This is a genomic window from Thiohalophilus sp. (assembly GCF_034522235.1).
In the GTDB taxonomy this organism is placed as follows: Bacteria; Pseudomonadota; Gammaproteobacteria; order UBA6429; family Thiohalophilaceae; genus Thiohalophilus.
The window spans coordinates 513,463-530,736 of sequence record NZ_JAXHLN010000003.1 but is presented as its reverse complement, the minus strand read 5'-3'; the positions used below and the strand labels follow the sequence as shown (position 1 = coordinate 530,736).

Annotated in this window: 17 protein-coding genes; 8 read left to right on the top strand and 9 right to left on the bottom strand. The window is 56.5% G+C overall.

The annotated features are described in order from the left end of the window. Positions 1–776: 776 nt before the first annotated feature. From U5J94_RS05445 to U5J94_RS05420, 7 genes are all read right to left on the bottom strand, one after another. Complete coding sequence (locus tag U5J94_RS05445) at positions 777–2,456, bottom strand: EAL domain-containing protein (protein ID WP_322564628.1); 1,680 nt, start codon at positions 2,454–2,456, stop codon at positions 777–779. Between the two features lie 74 nt (positions 2,457–2,530). Further along, positions 2,531–2,728, bottom strand: coding sequence for a DUF2283 domain-containing protein (locus U5J94_RS05440; protein WP_322564627.1), 198 nt, complete (start codon positions 2,726–2,728; stop codon positions 2,531–2,533). A gap of 3 nt (positions 2,729–2,731) precedes the next feature. Beyond that, entirely contained in the window at positions 2,732–2,932 is a 201-nt protein-coding gene (locus U5J94_RS15250) for a hypothetical protein (protein WP_416224195.1), read from the bottom strand. 1,221 nt (positions 2,933–4,153) lie between these two features. Continuing rightward, on the bottom strand, positions 4,154–4,369 hold the full coding sequence (locus tag U5J94_RS05435; RefSeq protein WP_322564626.1) for a BrnA antitoxin family protein: 216 nt from the start codon (positions 4,367–4,369) through the stop codon (positions 4,154–4,156). Continuing rightward, complete coding sequence (locus tag U5J94_RS05430; protein WP_322564625.1) at positions 4,359–4,658, bottom strand: BrnT family toxin; 300 nt, start codon at positions 4,656–4,658, stop codon at positions 4,359–4,361. Before U5J94_RS05430 ends, U5J94_RS05435 begins: the two co-directional genes overlap by 11 nt. Before the next feature lie 682 nt (positions 4,659–5,340). Next, entirely contained in the window at positions 5,341–6,465 is a 1,125-nt protein-coding gene (locus U5J94_RS05425; RefSeq protein ID WP_322564624.1) for a PilT/PilU family type 4a pilus ATPase, read from the bottom strand. 45 nt (positions 6,466–6,510) lie between these two features. After that, on the bottom strand, positions 6,511–7,548 hold the full coding sequence (locus tag U5J94_RS05420; RefSeq protein WP_322564623.1) for a type IV pilus twitching motility protein PilT: 1,038 nt from the start codon (positions 7,546–7,548) through the stop codon (positions 6,511–6,513). Positions 7,549–7,676: 128 nt separating this feature from the next. On the opposite strand from U5J94_RS05420, the gene U5J94_RS05415 reads away from it, so the two are divergent. The 8 genes from U5J94_RS05415 (at position 7,677) to U5J94_RS05380 (ending at position 14,967) form a co-directional block, all read left to right on the top strand. Further along, complete coding sequence (locus tag U5J94_RS05415) at positions 7,677–8,390, top strand: YggS family pyridoxal phosphate-dependent enzyme (protein ID WP_322564622.1); 714 nt, start codon at positions 7,677–7,679, stop codon at positions 8,388–8,390. Between the two features lie 316 nt (positions 8,391–8,706). After that, entirely contained in the window at positions 8,707–9,528 is an 822-nt protein-coding gene (gene proC / locus U5J94_RS05410; RefSeq protein WP_322564621.1) for a pyrroline-5-carboxylate reductase, read from the top strand. Positions 9,529–9,531: 3 nt separating this feature from the next. Then, entirely contained in the window at positions 9,532–10,140 is a 609-nt protein-coding gene (locus tag U5J94_RS05405) for a YggT family protein (RefSeq protein ID WP_322564620.1), read from the top strand. Beyond that, on the top strand, positions 10,124–10,414 hold the full coding sequence (locus tag U5J94_RS05400; protein WP_322564619.1) for a DUF167 family protein: 291 nt from the start codon (positions 10,124–10,126) through the stop codon (positions 10,412–10,414). The genes U5J94_RS05405 and U5J94_RS05400 overlap by 17 nt, the downstream gene beginning before the upstream one ends. 220 nt (positions 10,415–10,634) lie before the next feature. Beyond that, complete coding sequence (locus tag U5J94_RS05395) at positions 10,635–12,581, top strand: dynamin family protein (protein ID WP_322564618.1); 1,947 nt, start codon at positions 10,635–10,637, stop codon at positions 12,579–12,581. Between the two features lie 89 nt (positions 12,582–12,670). After that, positions 12,671–13,819 carry a homoserine O-succinyltransferase MetX gene (gene metX, locus U5J94_RS05390; RefSeq protein ID WP_322564617.1) on the top strand — a complete coding sequence of 383 codons (1,149 nt, stop codon included), beginning with the start codon at positions 12,671–12,673 and terminating at the stop codon, positions 13,817–13,819. After that, on the top strand, positions 13,816–14,415 hold the full coding sequence (gene metW, locus U5J94_RS05385; RefSeq protein ID WP_322564616.1) for a methionine biosynthesis protein MetW: 600 nt from the start codon (positions 13,816–13,818) through the stop codon (positions 14,413–14,415). The genes metX and metW overlap by 4 nt, the downstream gene beginning before the upstream one ends. A 111-nt stretch (positions 14,416–14,526) precedes the next feature. Continuing rightward, a complete protein-coding gene (locus tag U5J94_RS05380) occupies positions 14,527–14,967 on the top strand; it encodes a DUF4426 domain-containing protein (protein WP_322564615.1) in 441 nt (146 codons plus the stop codon). A 49-nt stretch (positions 14,968–15,016) separates the two neighbouring features. Here U5J94_RS05380 and U5J94_RS05375 read toward each other — a convergent pair whose 3' ends face one another. Next, the gene (locus U5J94_RS05375) at positions 15,017–15,706 is read right to left on the bottom strand and encodes a sulfite exporter TauE/SafE family protein (RefSeq protein WP_322564614.1); all 690 of its coding nucleotides are present in this window, start codon (positions 15,704–15,706) and stop codon (positions 15,017–15,019) included. A 3-nt stretch (positions 15,707–15,709) separates the two neighbouring features. After that, on the bottom strand, positions 15,710–17,254 hold the full coding sequence (locus tag U5J94_RS05370) for an AmpG family muropeptide MFS transporter (RefSeq protein WP_322564613.1): 1,545 nt from the start codon (positions 17,252–17,254) through the stop codon (positions 15,710–15,712). Positions 17,255–17,274 lie beyond the last annotated feature (20 nt).

Sequence of the window (17,274 nt, the reverse complement as noted above, 5' to 3'; positions counted from 1 at the left end):
CATAAACACAGTGCCGAGGGACGAGGTTGAGGATGATTTTCTCTGCAAACTCTGCAACCCCTGTGTTTACCCTGGGCATACAGAAATGGTTGACGATGTATTGGACGCACCTTATCGCGAGTATTTTTTTTCATCCCGTCAGACGACGCCGAGCATCGCAGTGGAAGGAGGAACAGCCCGAAGGGTGGCGGCAGGGTGCCCTGACCCATCGGAGATGGGTAGGGTTGCCCTGACGCTGGAAGCGTAGGGTACTCGCAATGAACCCGGAGGGTTCTGCGAGACAACATAATGAAACCCGAAGGGGTTCTATGAGACACGTGCGCACTCGCCAGAGGGCCAGGATGGCCCTTCTGGCGAGCTCCGACTGGAGCGAGAAGCGCAGGGAACCGGTTCAGCCATTGTAAATGGCTGAACCGGCGAGTCTTCGGGCGTCCTTCTTTTGGTGACTTTTCTTAGACGAGTAAGAAAAGTCACTCGCCGCGCGGGCGCGAGAGCCCGCTTTCAAGATTCAGCTCGCCCGCAGGGCGAACATTTTGATAAGTAAGGTGCTCCGACGAAGAGTCGCCGCTGAAAGCGCCTCCCACAAGTCGCTCCCACAAAAAACTGATATCCGGGCGAGGATGGTTGGGAGTAGATTTGGAACAGCCTCTTCCACAGGAGTGGGGTCGGTGACAAATGCTAATGCAAATGCTTCTTATTTTTCACCGACCCCGTTTCACATGTGAATGTTAGCTTTATCCCTGATTACGGGATATTTATGCGAACATGACAAGGCATTACACATGAACTGGCCGCCCTTTTGAGGCCTTGCAGGTTTTCTCCAATTCACTGGCCTGTAACGGACGACTAACATAATAGCCTTGAATCAGGTCACAACCGGCATCCAGCAGAAAATCATAGGTGTCTCGGTTTTCGACTCCTTCCGCAACAACTTTTAATCCAAGATTATGCGCCAGCCCAATTGCAGCGCTCACTATCTTTTGCGAACCTGGCTTGTTTAGTAATGACGTAATGAAGCTTTGATCGATTTTGATAATTGATACCGGCATTTTCCCCAGATATTGCAAAGATGAATACCCGGTTCCAAAATCATCGATCGATATAATAATATTGGCTTTGCTGAGCTTGGCTAACTCCAAGATAGCGGTTTCCATATCCTCTACGACCGAACTTTCTGTGACCTCTAATTCCAGCCTTTCCGCATTCACACCGTGCGTTTCCAGAAGCTGCATAACGGTCTTGAAAAAATCCGGATTCAACAGGTTTCTGATTGAGATATTCACTGCCACATGAATATTCTTCAGGCCATTTTTATCCCATTCTGCCAACTGCGCGAGTGACTGATTAAGGGCAAAATAGGTGATCTGGTCAATGAGTGTGCTGTTCTCGGCATAAGGAATGAAGTTGCCTGGTGGAATATTGCCGCGAACAGGGTGCTGCCAGCGCATCAGGGCTTCAACCCCATCAATGACCCCCGTGCTCGTTACTACCTTGGGTTGATAATGCATGAACACCTGGCCGCATTCCAACGCATCGCTCAACTCGCCGAGAACTTTCAGATTTTCCTTTATCTTGATCTCGTCATCGATGCCTGTCAGTATCCCATTCCGCTGCCTGTTGTTGCTCGCTTCACGCGTGGCATGGTTGGCTCTCAGGATGTACAATTGTGGATCCCTGGCTTTACCATCCAGAGCAACAATTCCCTGATAAACATCGGCATGAATCTTAATTTTGTCGAACTCAACGGGTTTAGTGAACGTGTGCCCCAGCTTTTTCCCCAGATTTTTTACAGCGTACTCATCTTCCGCTGGACGCACAAAGCCCAGGCCCTCGGTACCGACCCGGTAAACTTCAGCAGGATCCGGTAATTGATTCCGAATGGTATCCGCCAGCTGCACAATAATGCCGTTAACGCACTGTACGCCAAAGCTGGCTTCAATCTGTGCCTGATTTCCCAGCCGGGCGATCAGTAGATAATAGGTTTTGCTCTCATCTCCGTTTGAATCCAGTAGTTCCTTGATAACCCTTTCCAACGCAAAGGTGTTGGGTAGCCCAGTCATACTGTCATGACTGGCATTCCATTTTATTCTGTTCAGATAGATGCCAGCAATGTCTCTGGTTGCCCCCATAAGAAAACCGATAAGCACAAAATAACTGATTCGGTACAGCCAGCTTATGGTGTCCTGCTGTTCGCTGGTGAGGGTATCGATCGGCATGAAGGGCCCAAGCAACAGGCCACCCACCAGCGCGGTCAGTACCCCACCCTTTGCCCCAAAAGCGAAAGCGGCCAACGCAATCGGTAAATACATCGTGTGGGAAAACACATTCTTGGTTCCACCCGTCACAATCACAAACATATATACCACTGCAATCATGAAAATGATGGTCGGTATAAGAAACAGTTTTACCTGGAAGCGGTGCTTTTCAATCCAGTCAAAGATGTCATCTATCTTCATGGTATCTCCGGCTATAGATAAACTAACGTTGCCCACCACCCGCTCCGTTTTTTGGCGTCGGCCGGATGGGCTGGTTATGCCGCAACACCTTCAACAATCAGATGGCTTACGTCAGTGCGCTGGCTTGCGTGATCGAACGTGATTGCGCAGACATTACCCTTGGCATCCACGTCAAGAATGGTGTTTTCATCCAGGTCTTTAGACTCCGCTATGCCACTGTCGCGGAACTCAATGTAGAGCGTGTCAGTGTCTTCAAAGTAGCTGACTTTCATGGCTTATATCCATCCTCTATCAAAAAATGCTGTATGCACCGTTTCTCCATCCGGCAACAGGATTACCCGCAGATACCGGTTTTTCATTTCTTCAATTCTAGCCCATCGTCTTATTCGACCGTCTGCCTGTATGTGCTCTATTTCAGGGTACTGGATAACATGCTGAATCCATTCGTCCTTGATTATCTCTCGATCCGGTCTGATCCGGGTCGCTTAGAAGTATTTCGTTGTCTTCACTGCCGTTTTTCCTTTTCGACATAACAGTGATTTAGACAGAATCTGTATTTTTCGGGATTCAGGCGGATTCTGTCTATCAAAATTATTGTTAAATTCAATTCTCTTTAAATATTAGCAACTGATTCCGGGTTTTTCGAGGCGCATCCGGGCGACATCGTCTGACATCAGGGTTATCCCTTAGATCTGGCTAGCGTGATTTGAGCCCCGTGAGACGACGCCGAGCATCATAAACACAGTGCCGAGGGACGAGGGACGAGGGACGAGGGACGAGGGACGAGGGACGAGGGACGAGGGACGAGGGACGAGGGACGAGGGACGAGGTTGAGGATGATTTTCTCTGCAAACTCTGCAACCCCTGTGTTTACCCTGGGCATACAGAAATGATTGACGATGTATTGGACGCACCTTATCGCGAGTATTTTTTTCATCCCGTGAGACGACGCCGAGCATCATAAACACAGTGCCGAGGGACGAGGTTGAGGATGATTTTCTCTGCAAACTCTGCAACCCCTGTGTTTACCCTGGGCATACAGAAATGGTTGACGATGTATTGGACGCACCTTATCGCGAGTATTTTTTTTCATCCCGTCAGACGACGCCGAGCATCGCAGTGGAAGGAGGAACAGCCCGAAGGGTGGCGGCAGGGTGCCCTGACCCATCGGAGATGGGTAGGGTTGCCCTGACGCTGGAAGCGTAGGGTACTCGCAATGAACCCGGAGGGTTCTGCGAGACAACATAATGAAACCCGAAGGGGTTCTATGAGACACGTGCGCACTCGCCAGAGGGCCAGGATGGCCCTTCTGGCGAGCTCCGACTGGAGCGAGAAGCGCAGGGAACCGGTTCAGCCATTGTAAATGGCTGAACCGGCGAGTCTTCGGGCGTCCTTCTTTTGGTGACTTTTCTTAGACGAGTAAGAAAAGTCACTCGCCGCGCGGGCGCGAGAGCCCGCTTTCAAGATTCAGCTCGCCCGCAGGGCGAACATTTTGATAAGTAAGGTGCTCCGACGAAGAGTCGCCGCTGAAAGCGCCTCCCACAAGTCGCTCCCACAAAAAACTGATATCCGGGCGAGGATGGTTGGGAGTAGATTTGGAACAGCCTCTTCCACAGGAGTGGGGTCGGTGACAAATGCTAATGCAAATGCAAATGCTTCTCGTTTGTCACCACCCCATTTGCAGGTGAATTTCCCTGTTATGTGTTATTCCACTTCACATTCGGTTTACAGTGCGTTTCTGCACAATCCCTTAGATAGAGATTTATCAGACTTTGATAAGGTATACCTTTTTCTTCGGCTAATTTTTTAAAGTACTGAATCGTATCTTCATCAATACGAATCGTGATCTGTTTTTTCAAACGTTTTGCATAGGGATTCTGCACTGAATTCGAAAAATCGTAATTATCTTTCATCGCGAAAACCTTCATACATTTTTTGCTCGGATTTGGTGGCCTTTCGGGCTGAAATAATTCGTATGAGTTGCTCTTCTTCCCTGTAGCAGTGGCAAACGACGAGCATTCGAATTTGGTTGCTAAACCCCAGGAGGATAAACCGATCTTCATCTTCCGAATGTTCGGGGTCATGGATTAAGCGGGCAAATTCGTCATAGAACACAGTTTGCGCTTCTCCAAAGGAAACCGAGTGCTTCTCCTGATTGTTGAGATTCTTCCTTTCATCCCATGTAAATTCCAACCCATCCATTGAACAAGTATAACTACAATGTACTTACAGTCAAGTTAGTGGAAATTTTACTGATTTTTCATACACATAACAGCGATTTAGACAGAATCTGTAATTTTCGGGATCAGGCAGATTCTGGCCTATCAAAATTATTGTTAAATCTCAGTCACCTTAAATACTGGCAACAGATTCCGGGTTTTTCGAGGCGAGTAATGGGCCTGTGGCCGGCTATCAGGATTCCCTTGATGTCACCCAGAGTGGTCGGTGCGTGGGACGCACCCTATCGCTTGTCTGTTTTCCACCCCGTGAGACGACGCCGAGCATCGCAGTGGAAGGAGGAACAGCCCGAAGGGTGGCGGCAGGGATGCCGCCACTCGACAGCCGGCACACGGATGTGCCGTCTGGCGAGCTCCGACTGGAGCGAGAAGCGCAGGGAACCCGATACGCAATTTATCAATTGCGTATCGGGCGAGTCTTCGGGCGCGTTTTCTTTGGTTCGTTTCTTTCGTCGCGTGACAAAGAAATGAACTCGCCGCGCGGGCGCGAGAGCCCGCTTTCAACATTCAGCCCGCCCGGAGGGCGATCATTTAGATCCAGGCGTATCTCTCAGCAAGAGTATCGCGCCCGTGGGGCGCTCCCACAGAACATTTTGAAGAAACCGGATGCTTGATCATCCCCCCCCCTGGAAGGGGAGGGAATAACATCAGGTTTCCTGAATGGTAATCCCGTCCAGCGCCCCGGTCATCGCATCCACGTCCTCGCCCTTGGTCTCGCCGAGTTTGATCATCAGGCGCAGTTCGTTGGCGGAGTCGGCGTAGTTGATGGCGTCTTCGTAGGTGATGCTGCCTTCGCTGTAGAGTCTGAACAGGGCCTGGTCGAAGGTCTGCATCCCGGCCTGGGTCGACTTGGCCATCAACTCCTTCATCTTGGAGATTTCGCCCTTGCGGATGTGATCCGACATCAACGGCGTGTTGATCAGGATCTCGGCACACAGCACCCGACCCTCGCCGTCGGGCGTGGGGATCAGTTGCTGGGCGATCATCGCCTTGAGATTGAGCGACAGATCCATGTACAACTGATTGAAGCGATCTTCCGGGAAGAAGTTGACGATACGATCCAGCGCCTGGTTGGCGTTGTTGGCATGCAGGGTCGCCAGACACAGATGGCCGGTTTCGGCGAAGGCGATGGCGTGTTCCATGGTTTCGCGCGAGCGGATCTCACCGATCAGAATCACGTCCGGCGCCTGACGCAGGGTGTTCTTCAGCGCCACTTCGAAGCTTTCGGTATCCAGGCCCACCTCGCGCTGGGTGACGATGCAGCCCTGATGGTGATGAATGAACTCGATCGGATCCTCGATGGTGATGATGTGGCCGGTGCTGTTCTTGTTGCGATGACCGACCATGGCCGCCAGCGAGCTCGATTTACCCGAACCGGTGCCGCCGACGAAGATCACCAGGCCGCGCTTGGTCATGGCGATGTCGCGCAACACCGGCGGCAGCTTCAGCTCCTCGAAGTTGGGAATCTTGACCTCGATCTTGCGCAGGACCATGCCGGCATTGTTGCGCTGACGAAAGGCGCTGACACGAAAGCGGCCGATACCCGAGGCGGAGATGGCGAAGTTGCACTCGCTGTGTTCTTCGAATTCCTTTTTCTGGGCCGGGCTCATGATGCCCTTGACCAGCTCCTCGGCCTGTCCCGGGGTCAGAGTCGCCTGGGTCACGGGCATGATCTTGCCGTTGACCTTCATGCTCGGCGCCACCCCGGCGGTAATAAACAGATCCGAGGCGTTCTTGTGCACCATCAATTTCAGTAATGATTCAAAATCCATGACATTAACCTCAAGTCAGCGACCGGCATTTGCCGGTCTGACAGATTACTCGAACGTGTCCTTGCTGGACGCCTTGACCCGCGCCTCCTGTTTGCTGACCATGCCGCGCTGCACCAGATCATGCAGGTTCTGATCCAGGGTCTGCATGCCGTACTGTTGCCCGGTCTGAATGGCCGAGTACATCTGCGCCACCTTGTCCTCGCGAATCAGGTTACGGATGGCCGAGGTGCCGATCATGATCTCGTGGGCCGCCACCCGGCCGCCGCCGACCTTCTTCAGCAGGGTCTGGGCGATGACCGCGCGCAGCGACTCGGAGAGCATGGAACGCACCATGCCCTTTTCCGCCGCCGGGAACACGTCGACGATACGGTCGATGGTCTTGGCCGCGGAGCTGGTATGCAGGGTGCCGAATACCAGATGGCCGGTTTCCGCCGCGGTCAGGGCCAGGCGAATGGTCTCCAGATCGCGCAACTCACCCACCAGGATGATGTCCGGATCCTCACGCAGCGCCGAGCGCAACGCCTCGCTGAAGCCGAGGGTGTCACGATGCACCTCGCGCTGGTTGACCAGGCACTTCTTGGACTCGTGGACGAACTCGATCGGATCCTCGATGGTCAGAATATGACCATAGTCGTTCTCGTTCTTGTAGTCGACCATGGCCGCCAGGGTGGTGGACTTGCCCGAGCCGGTCGGGCCGGTGACCAGCACGATCCCGCGCGCGTTGTCGGACACCTCCTTGAACACGGGCGGACAGTTGAGATCCTCCAGGGTCATGATCTTGGAGGGGATGGTCCTGAACACCGCCGCCGCGCCGCGGTTGTGATTGAAGGCGTTGACACGAAAGCGGGCCAGCCCCTGGATTTCGAAGGAAAAGTCGGTCTCCAGAAACTCCTCGAAATCCTTGCGCTGCTTGTCGTTCATGATGTCGTACACCAGCGAGTGCACGGTCTTGTGTTCCATCGCCGGGATATTGATGCGCCGCACGTCCCCGTCGACACGAATCATCGGCGGCAATCCGGCGGACAGGTGGAGGTCAGAGGCGCCGTTTTTGACGCCAAAGGCCAGTAATTCGGTAATATCCATCAGATAATCACTCTTTATTTAGATCGTTGTTATGATACAGGTCTGGATCGCAGACACCTTCGGTTATCGGTAGGTCGTCCGATTTCTTGATTGCAACTAACCTACCGCCGCAACGCCCGTGAGGCAAGATGAACAGCATAGTGCAACGACTCGAAATCGTTCGGGAACGTATCACACATGCCGAAAAACAGGCCGGCCGCCCGCCCGGTTCGGTGCAACTGCTGGCGGTGAGCAAGACCCGCCCGGTCGCGGATTTGCGCGCGGCACGGGCCGCCGGGCAGACCCGCTTCGGCGAGAGTTACCTGCAGGATGCCCGGCCCAAGATCGCCGCGCTGGCGGACGAGGCCATCGAATGGCATTTCATCGGCCCCGTCCAGTCCAACAAGACCCGCGAGATCGCCGAACATTTTGCCTGGGTGCACAGCGTGGAGCGACTCAAAATCGCCCGGCGCCTGAGCGAACAGCACCCCGCCGACCTGCCGCCGCTCAATGTTTGCCTGCAAATCAACACCTCCGGCGAGGCCAGCAAAGCGGGCGCCGCGCCGGGCGACGCCCCGGCACTGGCGCGAGCCGTTGCCGACCTGCCCCACCTGCGCCTGCGCGGATTGATGACCATCCCCGCCCCGGCCGATGACTTCGAGCAGCAGCGCCAGCCCTTTCGCCGATTGCGCGAACTGTTCGAGCAACTCAACGCCGCCGGCCTGGCACTGGATACCCTGTCGATGGGCATGACCGGCGACATGGAAGCCGCCATCGCCGAAGGCAGCACCATCGTGCGCATCGGCACCGCGGTATTTGGCGCTCGCGCGCCAAATAAGGGACGAGGGACGAGGGACGAGTGACGAGGTTGTTTATATCCCCTCCCCCTGGCCCCCTCCCTGTGGGAGGGGGAACAAATCCTTGCAATTAGCAAACACTGTCCCCTCCCCTTCAAGGGGAGGGTGACGTACAGGATGTACTAATGTCGCGGGAGGCATGGACGCCGTGAGCGACGAAGGGAGGGGTGATAAAATGTCAGCCCTGACAATCCCACCTCGTCACTCGTCACTCGTCCCTCGTTCCTGGGAATCTCGACGAACGCACGCCGTATCGCGAAAGCACGCTTTAGAGTCTCGCAAATCTTGAGCTTACGACCCCGTACAGGTAACGTATGACGCTATGAAAAACACAACGATCGGTTTTATCGGCGGCGGCAACATGGCCCGCAGTCTTGTCGGCGGGCTCTGTCAGAGCGGGCTGCCGCCGGCCTCTTTGCATGTTTCCGAACCGGATGACACCCGGCGCCAGGCGCTGCATGACGATTTTGGCATCAGTGTGCACGGTGACAACCAGACGGTGGTCGACGCCTGCGAGGTGGTGGTGCTGGCGGTCAAGCCGCAGCGGCTCAAGGATGTGATCACCACGCTGCAGACCCGCGCCGATGACGGCAAACTCTATCTGACCATCGCCGCCGGGATCCGCACCGATTCCCTGCAACAGTGGCTGGGCGGGGAGCGGGCCATCGTGCGCGCCATGCCCAACACCCCGGCACTGGTGCAATCCGGCGCCACCGGCCTGTATGCCAACAACTATGTTACGAACCAGCAAAAAGATCTGGCCGAGTCGATTCTGCGCGCGGTCGGGTTGACCGTCTGGGTGACGGAAGAGGCACAGATGGATGCGGTCACCGCGCTGTCGGGCAGCGGCCCGGCCTACTTTTTTATGGTGATGGAGATGATGGAACAGGCCGCGGTCAAACTGGGGCTGCCCACGGACACCGCCCGCCTGCTAACCCTGCAGACTGCCTTCGGCGCGGCCAGGCTGGCACTGGAGATCGAGGAAGATCCGGCGCAACTGCGGCGCAATGTCACCTCGCCGGGCGGCACCACCGAACAGGCGATTCGGGCCCTGCAGGATCACGACATTCAGCAGATGTTTGAACAGGCCTTGCAGGCCGCCCACGACCGGGCCCGCGAACTGGCCGATGAACTGGGACAATAAGCCATGAACTATGTCAGTAATGCCGGCGTCTTTTTGATCCAGACGATCTTCGGGCTGTATGCGCTGATCGTGATGCTGCGACTGCTGCTGCAGGTAACGCGGGCCGATTTCTACAATCCCATCTCCCAGTTTCTGGTCAAGGCCACATCCCTCCCGCTGCGTCCGCTGCGCCGCTTCGTCCCCGGCTATGGCGGCATCGACTTTGCCGCCGTGGTGTTGCTGCTGATCCTCAAGCTGGTCGAGATCACGCTGATCAGCCTGTTCCCCGAGTTTCCCACCCTGGCCATCGGCGGCGCCCTGGCGCTGGCCGTGGTCGAGCTGCTCAGGCTGCTGATCAATGTCTATATCTTCGGCATTATCATCATGGCGGTACTCAGCTGGGTCTCGCCGGGGACCTATAATCCGGTGGCGGCCCTGTTGCACCAGCTCACCGAACCGGTGCTGCGCCCCTTCCGCCGCCTGCTGCCGCCGATGGGCGGACTGGATCTGACCCCGCTGATCGCGCTGATTGCCCTGTGGCTGGTGATGTTGCTGTTCATCGCTCCGTTGCAGGACGCCATCTGCAGCCTGAGCCTGTTCAACAGCACCTACTGCCGTGCCCGGCTTCTATAGCTGGCAAAACGGCGATCTGTTACTGCGGATCTATCTGCAACCCCGCGCCAGCATGGACGAAATCGTCGGTCCCCACGGCGAGGCGCTCAAGATCCGGGTCACCGCTCCGCCGGTCGAAGGCAAAGCCAACCGCAAGCTGCGCGCCTTCCTGGCCGATCAGTTCAGGGTGCCACCCACCCGGGTGACGCTGGAAAAAGGCCACGGCAGCCGTATCAAGCTGTGGCGCATTCACCGGCCCCGCCGGCTGCCGGCACTGATTGAACCCGCCCAATGACCGGCCAGAGCGGACGGTTTTTTTTACGGATTTCGCTATAGTTAGAAGACATTGTTAAACTTATTCCTCGACGAGCCGTTAACCTTTTCGCCGGAACAGGCCCTAAGGGGGCGAGAAATGTGTCGCAATTCACAGTTTGTCGATTGTGACAGCGAAATATGTACGGCTATATTGCACAGTAAGTGACTTTTTCCGACCACAACCAGTAACCGGATTTCCCATGGCGACAGACCGTTTCACCGATCAGATGCAGGCTTACGGGCGCTGGCGCAGCGACCTCAACAGCGCGATCGAAAAGTATCAACGCTGGCTGAATGCCAACAATATGAGCAATCCGGAGACCGAATTGCGGATCTTCGAGCTGCTCGAGGCGCTCAAATCGGACCGTCTGACCATCGCCTTCGTCGCCGAGTTCGCGCGCGGCAAAACCGAACTGATCAACGCCATTTTCTTTTCCGAGTACGATCGTCGCCTGCTCCCCTCGGACGCCGGGCGCACTACTATGTGCCCCACCGAACTGTTCTATGACTTCGAAGCCGACATGAGCTACATCCGTCTGCTGCCCATCGAAACCCGGCTGGAAGAGACGAGCATCCAGGAGCACAAGAAAGACCCCATCAACTGGACCACCATCGAGCTGGATACCAACTCCTCGGAAAAAATGGCCGAGGCATTCCATGAAGTCGTCCGCACCAAGCGGGTTCCGGCCCCGGTCGCCGAACGGCTGGGCCTGGTGGATCCGGAGGTGCATGCCGAGACCGACATGGTCGAGATCCCCAAGTGGCGCCACGGCCTGATCAGTTTTCCGCATCCCCTGCTCAAGGAAGGGCTGACCATTCTGGATACCCCGGGGCTCAACGCCATCGGCAACGAGCCGGAACTGACCCTCAACATGCTGCCCAACGCCCAGGCGGTGGTCTTCGTGCTGGCGGCCGACACCGGGGTGACCCGATCCGACATGCAGATGTGGAACCAGCACGTCAAACCGCTGGGCGGTGACGCGGCTCACGGGCGCATCATCGTCCTGAACAAGGTCGATACGCTCTGGGATGAACTCAAAAACGACGAGGAAATCGGGGTCAGTATCGCCAACCAGTGCAAGAGCGCGGCCAAGATGCTGGGTATCGAAGCGGCCAACGTCTTTCCGGTCTCGGCCCAGAAGGGCCTGCTGGCAAAAATCCGCACCGACGAGGAACTGCTCAAGCGCAGCAACATTCTGGCGCTGGAATCCCTGCTGGCGCAGGATATCCTGCCCCGCAAGCAGCATCTGGTACGTGACAGTATCGTCGGCGAGATCGGCGGCATGGCCCAGCAGTCCCGCGATCTGATCGCCTCGCGTCTGGCCGATGTCAACAAACAGCTGACCGAACTGAAAAGCCTCAGCGGCAAGAACGAAGATGTCATCACGCATCTGATGAAAAAGACCCGCGAGGAGCAGTCCACTTATCACAAAAGCGTGGAAAGTTTTCAGGCCAATCGCAAAGCCTTCAACGAAAAACATGACGAACTGCTGAGTACCCTCAGCCTGAGCCGCCTGGACAAACTGATGTCCAGGACCCGCAAGGAAATGTCCGGCAGCAAGTTCACCATGACCCTGAAAGGGGCGATGAAGGAGTTCTTTGACATCACCCAGGAGACCATGAATACGGCCAGCAAGCAGACCGATCAGCTCAATATGATGTTGCAGACCATTTACCGCCAGTTTAACAAGGAGCACGGTCTGAGTGACGTCAAACCCCGGCTGCTCAGCATGGGCAAGTACAAGCGCGAACTGGACCGCCTGTATCACGAGGCGGAAGCCTACCGCAACAGCGCCAAGCTGACCGTCACCGAACAGGCTTTCGTGGTGAAAAAGTTCTTCATCTCCATGGTCAGCCATGCACGCAATATTCTGTTCCAGGCCCATCAGGACGTGGAAAGCTGGGGCAAACGCGCCATGGCGCCGCTGGTGGTGCAGATCAAGGAGCACAAGAACCAGATGGAAAAACGGCTGGAAAGCCTGCGCAAAATCAATGAATCGCGCGATACCCTGCAAAACCGCCTTCAGGAACTGGAAAAAACCGCAGAAACGCTCAATGCCCAGCTGGCCGATATCAACATGCTGATGGAAACCCTGAATCGACCGCTGGAATCCTTTATCGAGCAGAATACGGCCCGGGTCGCCTGAGACCCGCCCCCCCCCGCTTGCGCCGGGAGTGACCTGTCACTTAGACTTGTTGTCTTGTTGATCAATCAGGTCACGACGACAGTTATCCGATGCCCGAGACAATCCCCGCCGATTCCGTCGGTCTGGTAACCCCGCAAAAGCTGGCACACGACGCGCCTATCGATCTGGATTGCGGTCGTTCACTGCCCGGCTTCGAAATGGTGTATGAAACCTACGGGCAGCTCAATACACGCAAAGACAATGCGATCCTGATCTGTCACGCCCTGAGCGGCGATCACCATGCCGCCGGTTATCACAGCATGGAAGATCGCAAACCGGGCTGGTGGGATACCTGCATCGGCCCGGGCAAGCCAATCGATACCAACCGCTTTTTCGTCGTTGCGCCCAACAACCTTGGCGGCTGCAAGGGCACCACCGGCCCCATGAGCACCAACCCCGAGACCGGCAAGGCCTACGGCCCCGATTTTCCCATTGTAACGGTCAGCGACTGGGTCCGCAGCCAGGCCTTATTGGCCGATCATCTCGGTATCGAGCAGTGGGCGGCCGTCGCCGGCGGCAGCCTGGGCGGCATGCAGGCGCTGCAATGGGCCATCGACTACCCCGATCGGCTGCGCCACAGCATCGTGATCGCCGGCGCGCCCAGGCTCTCGGCACAAAACATCGGCTTTAACGAGATCGCTCGTCAGGCCATCATGTCTGATCCGGACTTCCACGAAGGGCACTATTACGATTACCACACCATTCCGCGACGCGGTTTGATGATCGCCCGCATGCTGGGCCATATCACCTATTTATCCGATCTCTCCATGCGCGCCAAGTTCGGCCGCGAGCTGCGCGAGGGCAAGATCAACTTCGGCTTTGATGTCGAATTTCAGGTGGAAAGCTATCTGCGCTATCAGGGCAAATCCTTCGTCGAGAAATTCGATGCCAACACCTATCTGCTGATGACCAAGGTGCTGGATTATTTCGATCCGGCCAAGGAGTACGACGACGATCTCTCCGCCGCACTGAAGGATACCCGGGCGGAATTTTTTGTCGCCGCCTTCACCGGTGACTGGCGCTTTGCGCCACAACGCTCGCGGGAGATCGTCAAGGCCCTGGTCAAGGGACGCAAGAATGTCAGTTACTCGGAGATCACCGCGCATCACGGCCATGATGCCTTCCTGATGCCGATCCAGGACTATATGGATGCGCTGCGAACCTACATGGACCGGGTGGCGCAGGGAGGCGCACGATGAGTCTGTTACGCTCGGAACTGCGCATGATTTCCGACTGGATTCGCCCCGGTTCCCACGTGCTGGATCTGGGTTGCGGTGACGGCACCCTGTTACGCTATCTGCACGAAGAACGTCAGGTTACCGGCTACGGGATGGAAATCGATCAGGAGAAGATCGTCAAGGCCATCGAGAACAACATCAATGTCATCCAGACCGACCTGGATGCCGGTCTGTCGGAGATCGAATCCGGGTCATTCGACTATGTGATTATGAGCGAAACCCTGCAGGCGGTACGCTATCCGGACAAACTGATCGATGAAATGTTGCGCATCGGTGCCGAAGCCATTATTACCTTCCCCAACTTCGGTCACTGGCGCTGTCGCATGGAGCTGTTTTACGGGCGTATGCCGGTCACTCCCTCATTGCCCAACACCTGGTACAACACCCCCAATATCCATTTGTGCACCATCCGCGATTTCGAGCAGTTGTGCGAGGATATGAGCCTCACCGTGCTGCAGCGCATTGTGGTCGACCGGGATCACAAGCCCAGTGCCACGGCCTGGCTGCTGCCCAATCTGATGGGGGAGATCGCCCTCTACCGGCTGCAACGCCAGTAAGGCCGCCGACGACAGAAGCCGAAGAAACCGCCCTGTCAACCGGGTTAAACGCGATTTTGTCGTCTATAGTTGATCCTAAGAATGACAATAGATAGCACGAGGAGCCGTACCATGAAGTCACTGCTGAAATGGTCAACCACCGCCCTGCTGGTATTCAGCCTCCATCTGACGCCGGCCGTGGCCGAGCAGTCCAAGCGCTTTGGTGATTACGTGATTCACTACAACACATTAAATACCGATACACTGAACCCCGCCGTGGCCCGTGAATACGGTATCCGGCGCAGCAAAAGCCGGGCGATGCTAAACGTTTCTGTTATCCGGGCGTCTGACGGCAAAGGGATCCAGGCACAAGTCACCGCGACCAGCGGCATGCTGACCGGCCACAAACAGACCCTGGAGACCCGCGAGATCCGAGAAGGGGATGCCGTATACTATATCAGTGACTTTCCGGTCGCCCACCGCGACACCCTGAAATTCACCCTCCGCGTTAAACCCGAAGGCAGTCGCAAAACGCACACGATCGCGTTCCAGGAACAGTTCTTTACCGAATAAGCCTCGATCACAAGGACGTGACAGAGGAACAATCATGCCCGACGGATCGTCAGGCGGGCAGCGGTTGCCAGGCCAGATACAGGGTGACCACGCCGAACAGCATGACCAGCCCGCCGGCGCCATGGCGGACCGGCGGATAGCGGACAAACTTCTGCAACGTCGCCGCGAACATGCCCATCAGCAACAGATTGGGCAGCGTGCCCAGGCCGAAACTCAACATCAGTAAACCGCCTTCCAGCGCGCTGCCGGTGGAGATGGACCAGATCAGCACGCTGTAAACCAGCCCACAGGGCAGCCAGCCCCACAGCATCCCCAGCAACAACGCCTGCCCCGGCCGGGTCACCGGCATCAACCGCCGGCCCAGCGGCTCGATATAGCGCCACACCACGCGCCCGCCGCTTTCGACATGCCGCAGTCCCGTCCACCAGCCGGCGATATACAGGCCCATCGCCAGCATGAACAGCCCGGCAATCACCTGCAGGATACTCTGGTACTGATGAATCACCAACAGATTGTCGGCCAGGCCGCTGAGCCCGCCCAGCAGCACGCCGCCCAGGGTGTAACTGGCGATCCGTCCGAGGTTGTAGCTCAGCTGAAAACCGAACAGGCGGGCTCGCGACTGCGGTTGCGGCACACCGAAGGTCAGCGCGCCGACGATGCCGCCGCACATGCCGACACAATGCACCCCGCCCATCAGGCCGACCAAAAAAGCCGCCAGTAAGGAGAGTTCCGCGCTCATCGCCTAGCCGCTTACCCGGGTCGCTTCACGACGCATCAGATACAGGATCAATCCGATCACCGGCACACCCAGTAATGCTGTCAACAAAAAGAAACCGGGATACCCCAGGCTCTCGACCATGCCGCCGGAATAGCCGCCCAGGACTTTGGGGAACAGGGTCATCAGCGAACTGAAGATCGCATACTGTACGGCGGTAAACGAGATACTGGTCAGGCTGGAGAGATAGGCGATGAATGCCGCGCTGGCCAGCCCGGCGCACAGGTTGTCGGCCGCGATCACCAGCGCCAGCATCGGCACGTTCGGCTCCATGGTCGCCAGCCACATAAACAGCAGGTTGGTCGCGGCCGCCAGGATCGCGCCGGTTAACAACATGCGCATGATGCCAAAACGGGTGGTCAGCAACCCACCGACAAAGCCGCCCAGCAAGGCCATGATCAGGCCCAGTACCTTGTTGATCGAAGCGATCTGCTCCTTGGTGTAACCCATGTCAAAATAAAAGACGTTGGAGATCACCCCGAGCACGATATCCGAGATGCGATAAAAACCGACCAGCAATAGAATCCACAACGCCAGCTTCGCATAACGGCGAAAGAAATCGACTACCGGATCGACATAGGTCGAGCGTACCATGTCACGATTGACCGCATGGACCAGGATCAGTCCGCGGGCGGTCAGCGCCGCCAACGTGATGGATACCGCAATCTGCACGGTCTGCCCGAAAAAGGCGGCCAGCACTCCGTTGAAACCGAGCCCTTCGCGCAACGACGACTTCACCATCTCGGCCACGCCCAGTTGTAAAAACGCCAGAATAAACACCGCTGTCACGATCATAAACAGCAGCACGAAACGCAGGTAATCGAAACTGCTGTGCAGATACGCTTCGCGTTGCTGATTGGGCACCGGCTCCTTGATCACCAGGGTGGTAATCACGCCGACCAGCATCAACATTGCCATACACAGGTAGGTCAGGCGCCACGCCGCGTAACTGTAGGTCTCATCACTGCCAAACCAGGTCGCCAGGTACAATGCGCCCGCCCCGGAGGCAAGCATGCCGACCCGGTAACCGGCAATATACATGGCCGCCAGCGCCGCCTGCAGCCTGTCCCCGGCCGACTCGATACGGTAGGCATCGATCACAATATCCTGACTGGCCGCCGACAAACCCAGCAGCACCGTGGCCAACGCCATCATTGGCAGATTATCGATCGGATCGGTCATGCCCATCAGGATGATCGAGGTCATGATCAGCAGTTGCGCTACCAGTAACCAGCTGCGTCGTCGGCCGAGCAACGTATACAGGCCGGGCAGCGGCAACTTGTCGATCAACGGCGCCCAGACAAACTTGAACGAATAGGCCAGTGCCGCCCAGCTGAAATAGGTGACCGCGCCGCGTTCCACACCGGCCTCGCGCAACCACAATGACAGCGACGAAAAGATCAGCAACAGCGGCAAGCCGGCGGAGAAGCCGAGAAACAACATGGCAATCGCCTGAGGTTTTCGATACACCTCCAGCGCGTTACGCCAGCTCGCCAGGGAAGGTAGGGACAAATCGGGTTCCGTCTTGTGAT

Coding starts and splice junctions, on each gene's coding strand:
- U5J94_RS05380 (WP_322564615.1), top strand. CDS start 14,527: ATGAAGTCACTGCTGAAATGGTCAACCACCGCCCTGCTGGTATTCAGC.
- U5J94_RS05420 (WP_322564623.1), bottom strand. CDS start 7,548: ATGGATATTACCGAATTACTGGCCTTTGGCGTCAAAAACGGCGCCTCT.
- U5J94_RS05435 (WP_322564626.1), bottom strand. CDS start 4,369: ATGAAAGATAATTACGATTTTTCGAATTCAGTGCAGAATCCCTATGCA.
- metW (WP_322564616.1), top strand. CDS start 13,816: ATGAGTCTGTTACGCTCGGAACTGCGCATGATTTCCGACTGGATTCGC.
- U5J94_RS05425 (WP_322564624.1), bottom strand. CDS start 6,465: ATGGATTTTGAATCATTACTGAAATTGATGGTGCACAAGAACGCCTCG.
- U5J94_RS05430 (WP_322564625.1), bottom strand. CDS start 4,658: ATGGATGGGTTGGAATTTACATGGGATGAAAGGAAGAATCTCAACAAT.
- U5J94_RS05415 (WP_322564622.1), top strand. CDS start 7,677: ATGAACAGCATAGTGCAACGACTCGAAATCGTTCGGGAACGTATCACA.
- U5J94_RS05405 (WP_322564620.1), top strand. CDS start 9,532: ATGAACTATGTCAGTAATGCCGGCGTCTTTTTGATCCAGACGATCTTC.
- U5J94_RS05375 (WP_322564614.1), bottom strand. CDS start 15,706: ATGAGCGCGGAACTCTCCTTACTGGCGGCTTTTTTGGTCGGCCTGATG.
- U5J94_RS05440 (WP_322564627.1), bottom strand. CDS start 2,728: ATGAAAGTCAGCTACTTTGAAGACACTGACACGCTCTACATTGAGTTC.
- proC (WP_322564621.1), top strand. CDS start 8,707: ATGAAAAACACAACGATCGGTTTTATCGGCGGCGGCAACATGGCCCGC.
- metX (WP_322564617.1), top strand. CDS start 12,671: ATGCCCGAGACAATCCCCGCCGATTCCGTCGGTCTGGTAACCCCGCAA.
- U5J94_RS05395 (WP_322564618.1), top strand. CDS start 10,635: ATGGCGACAGACCGTTTCACCGATCAGATGCAGGCTTACGGGCGCTGG.
- U5J94_RS05445 (WP_322564628.1), bottom strand. CDS start 2,456: ATGAAGATAGATGACATCTTTGACTGGATTGAAAAGCACCGCTTCCAG.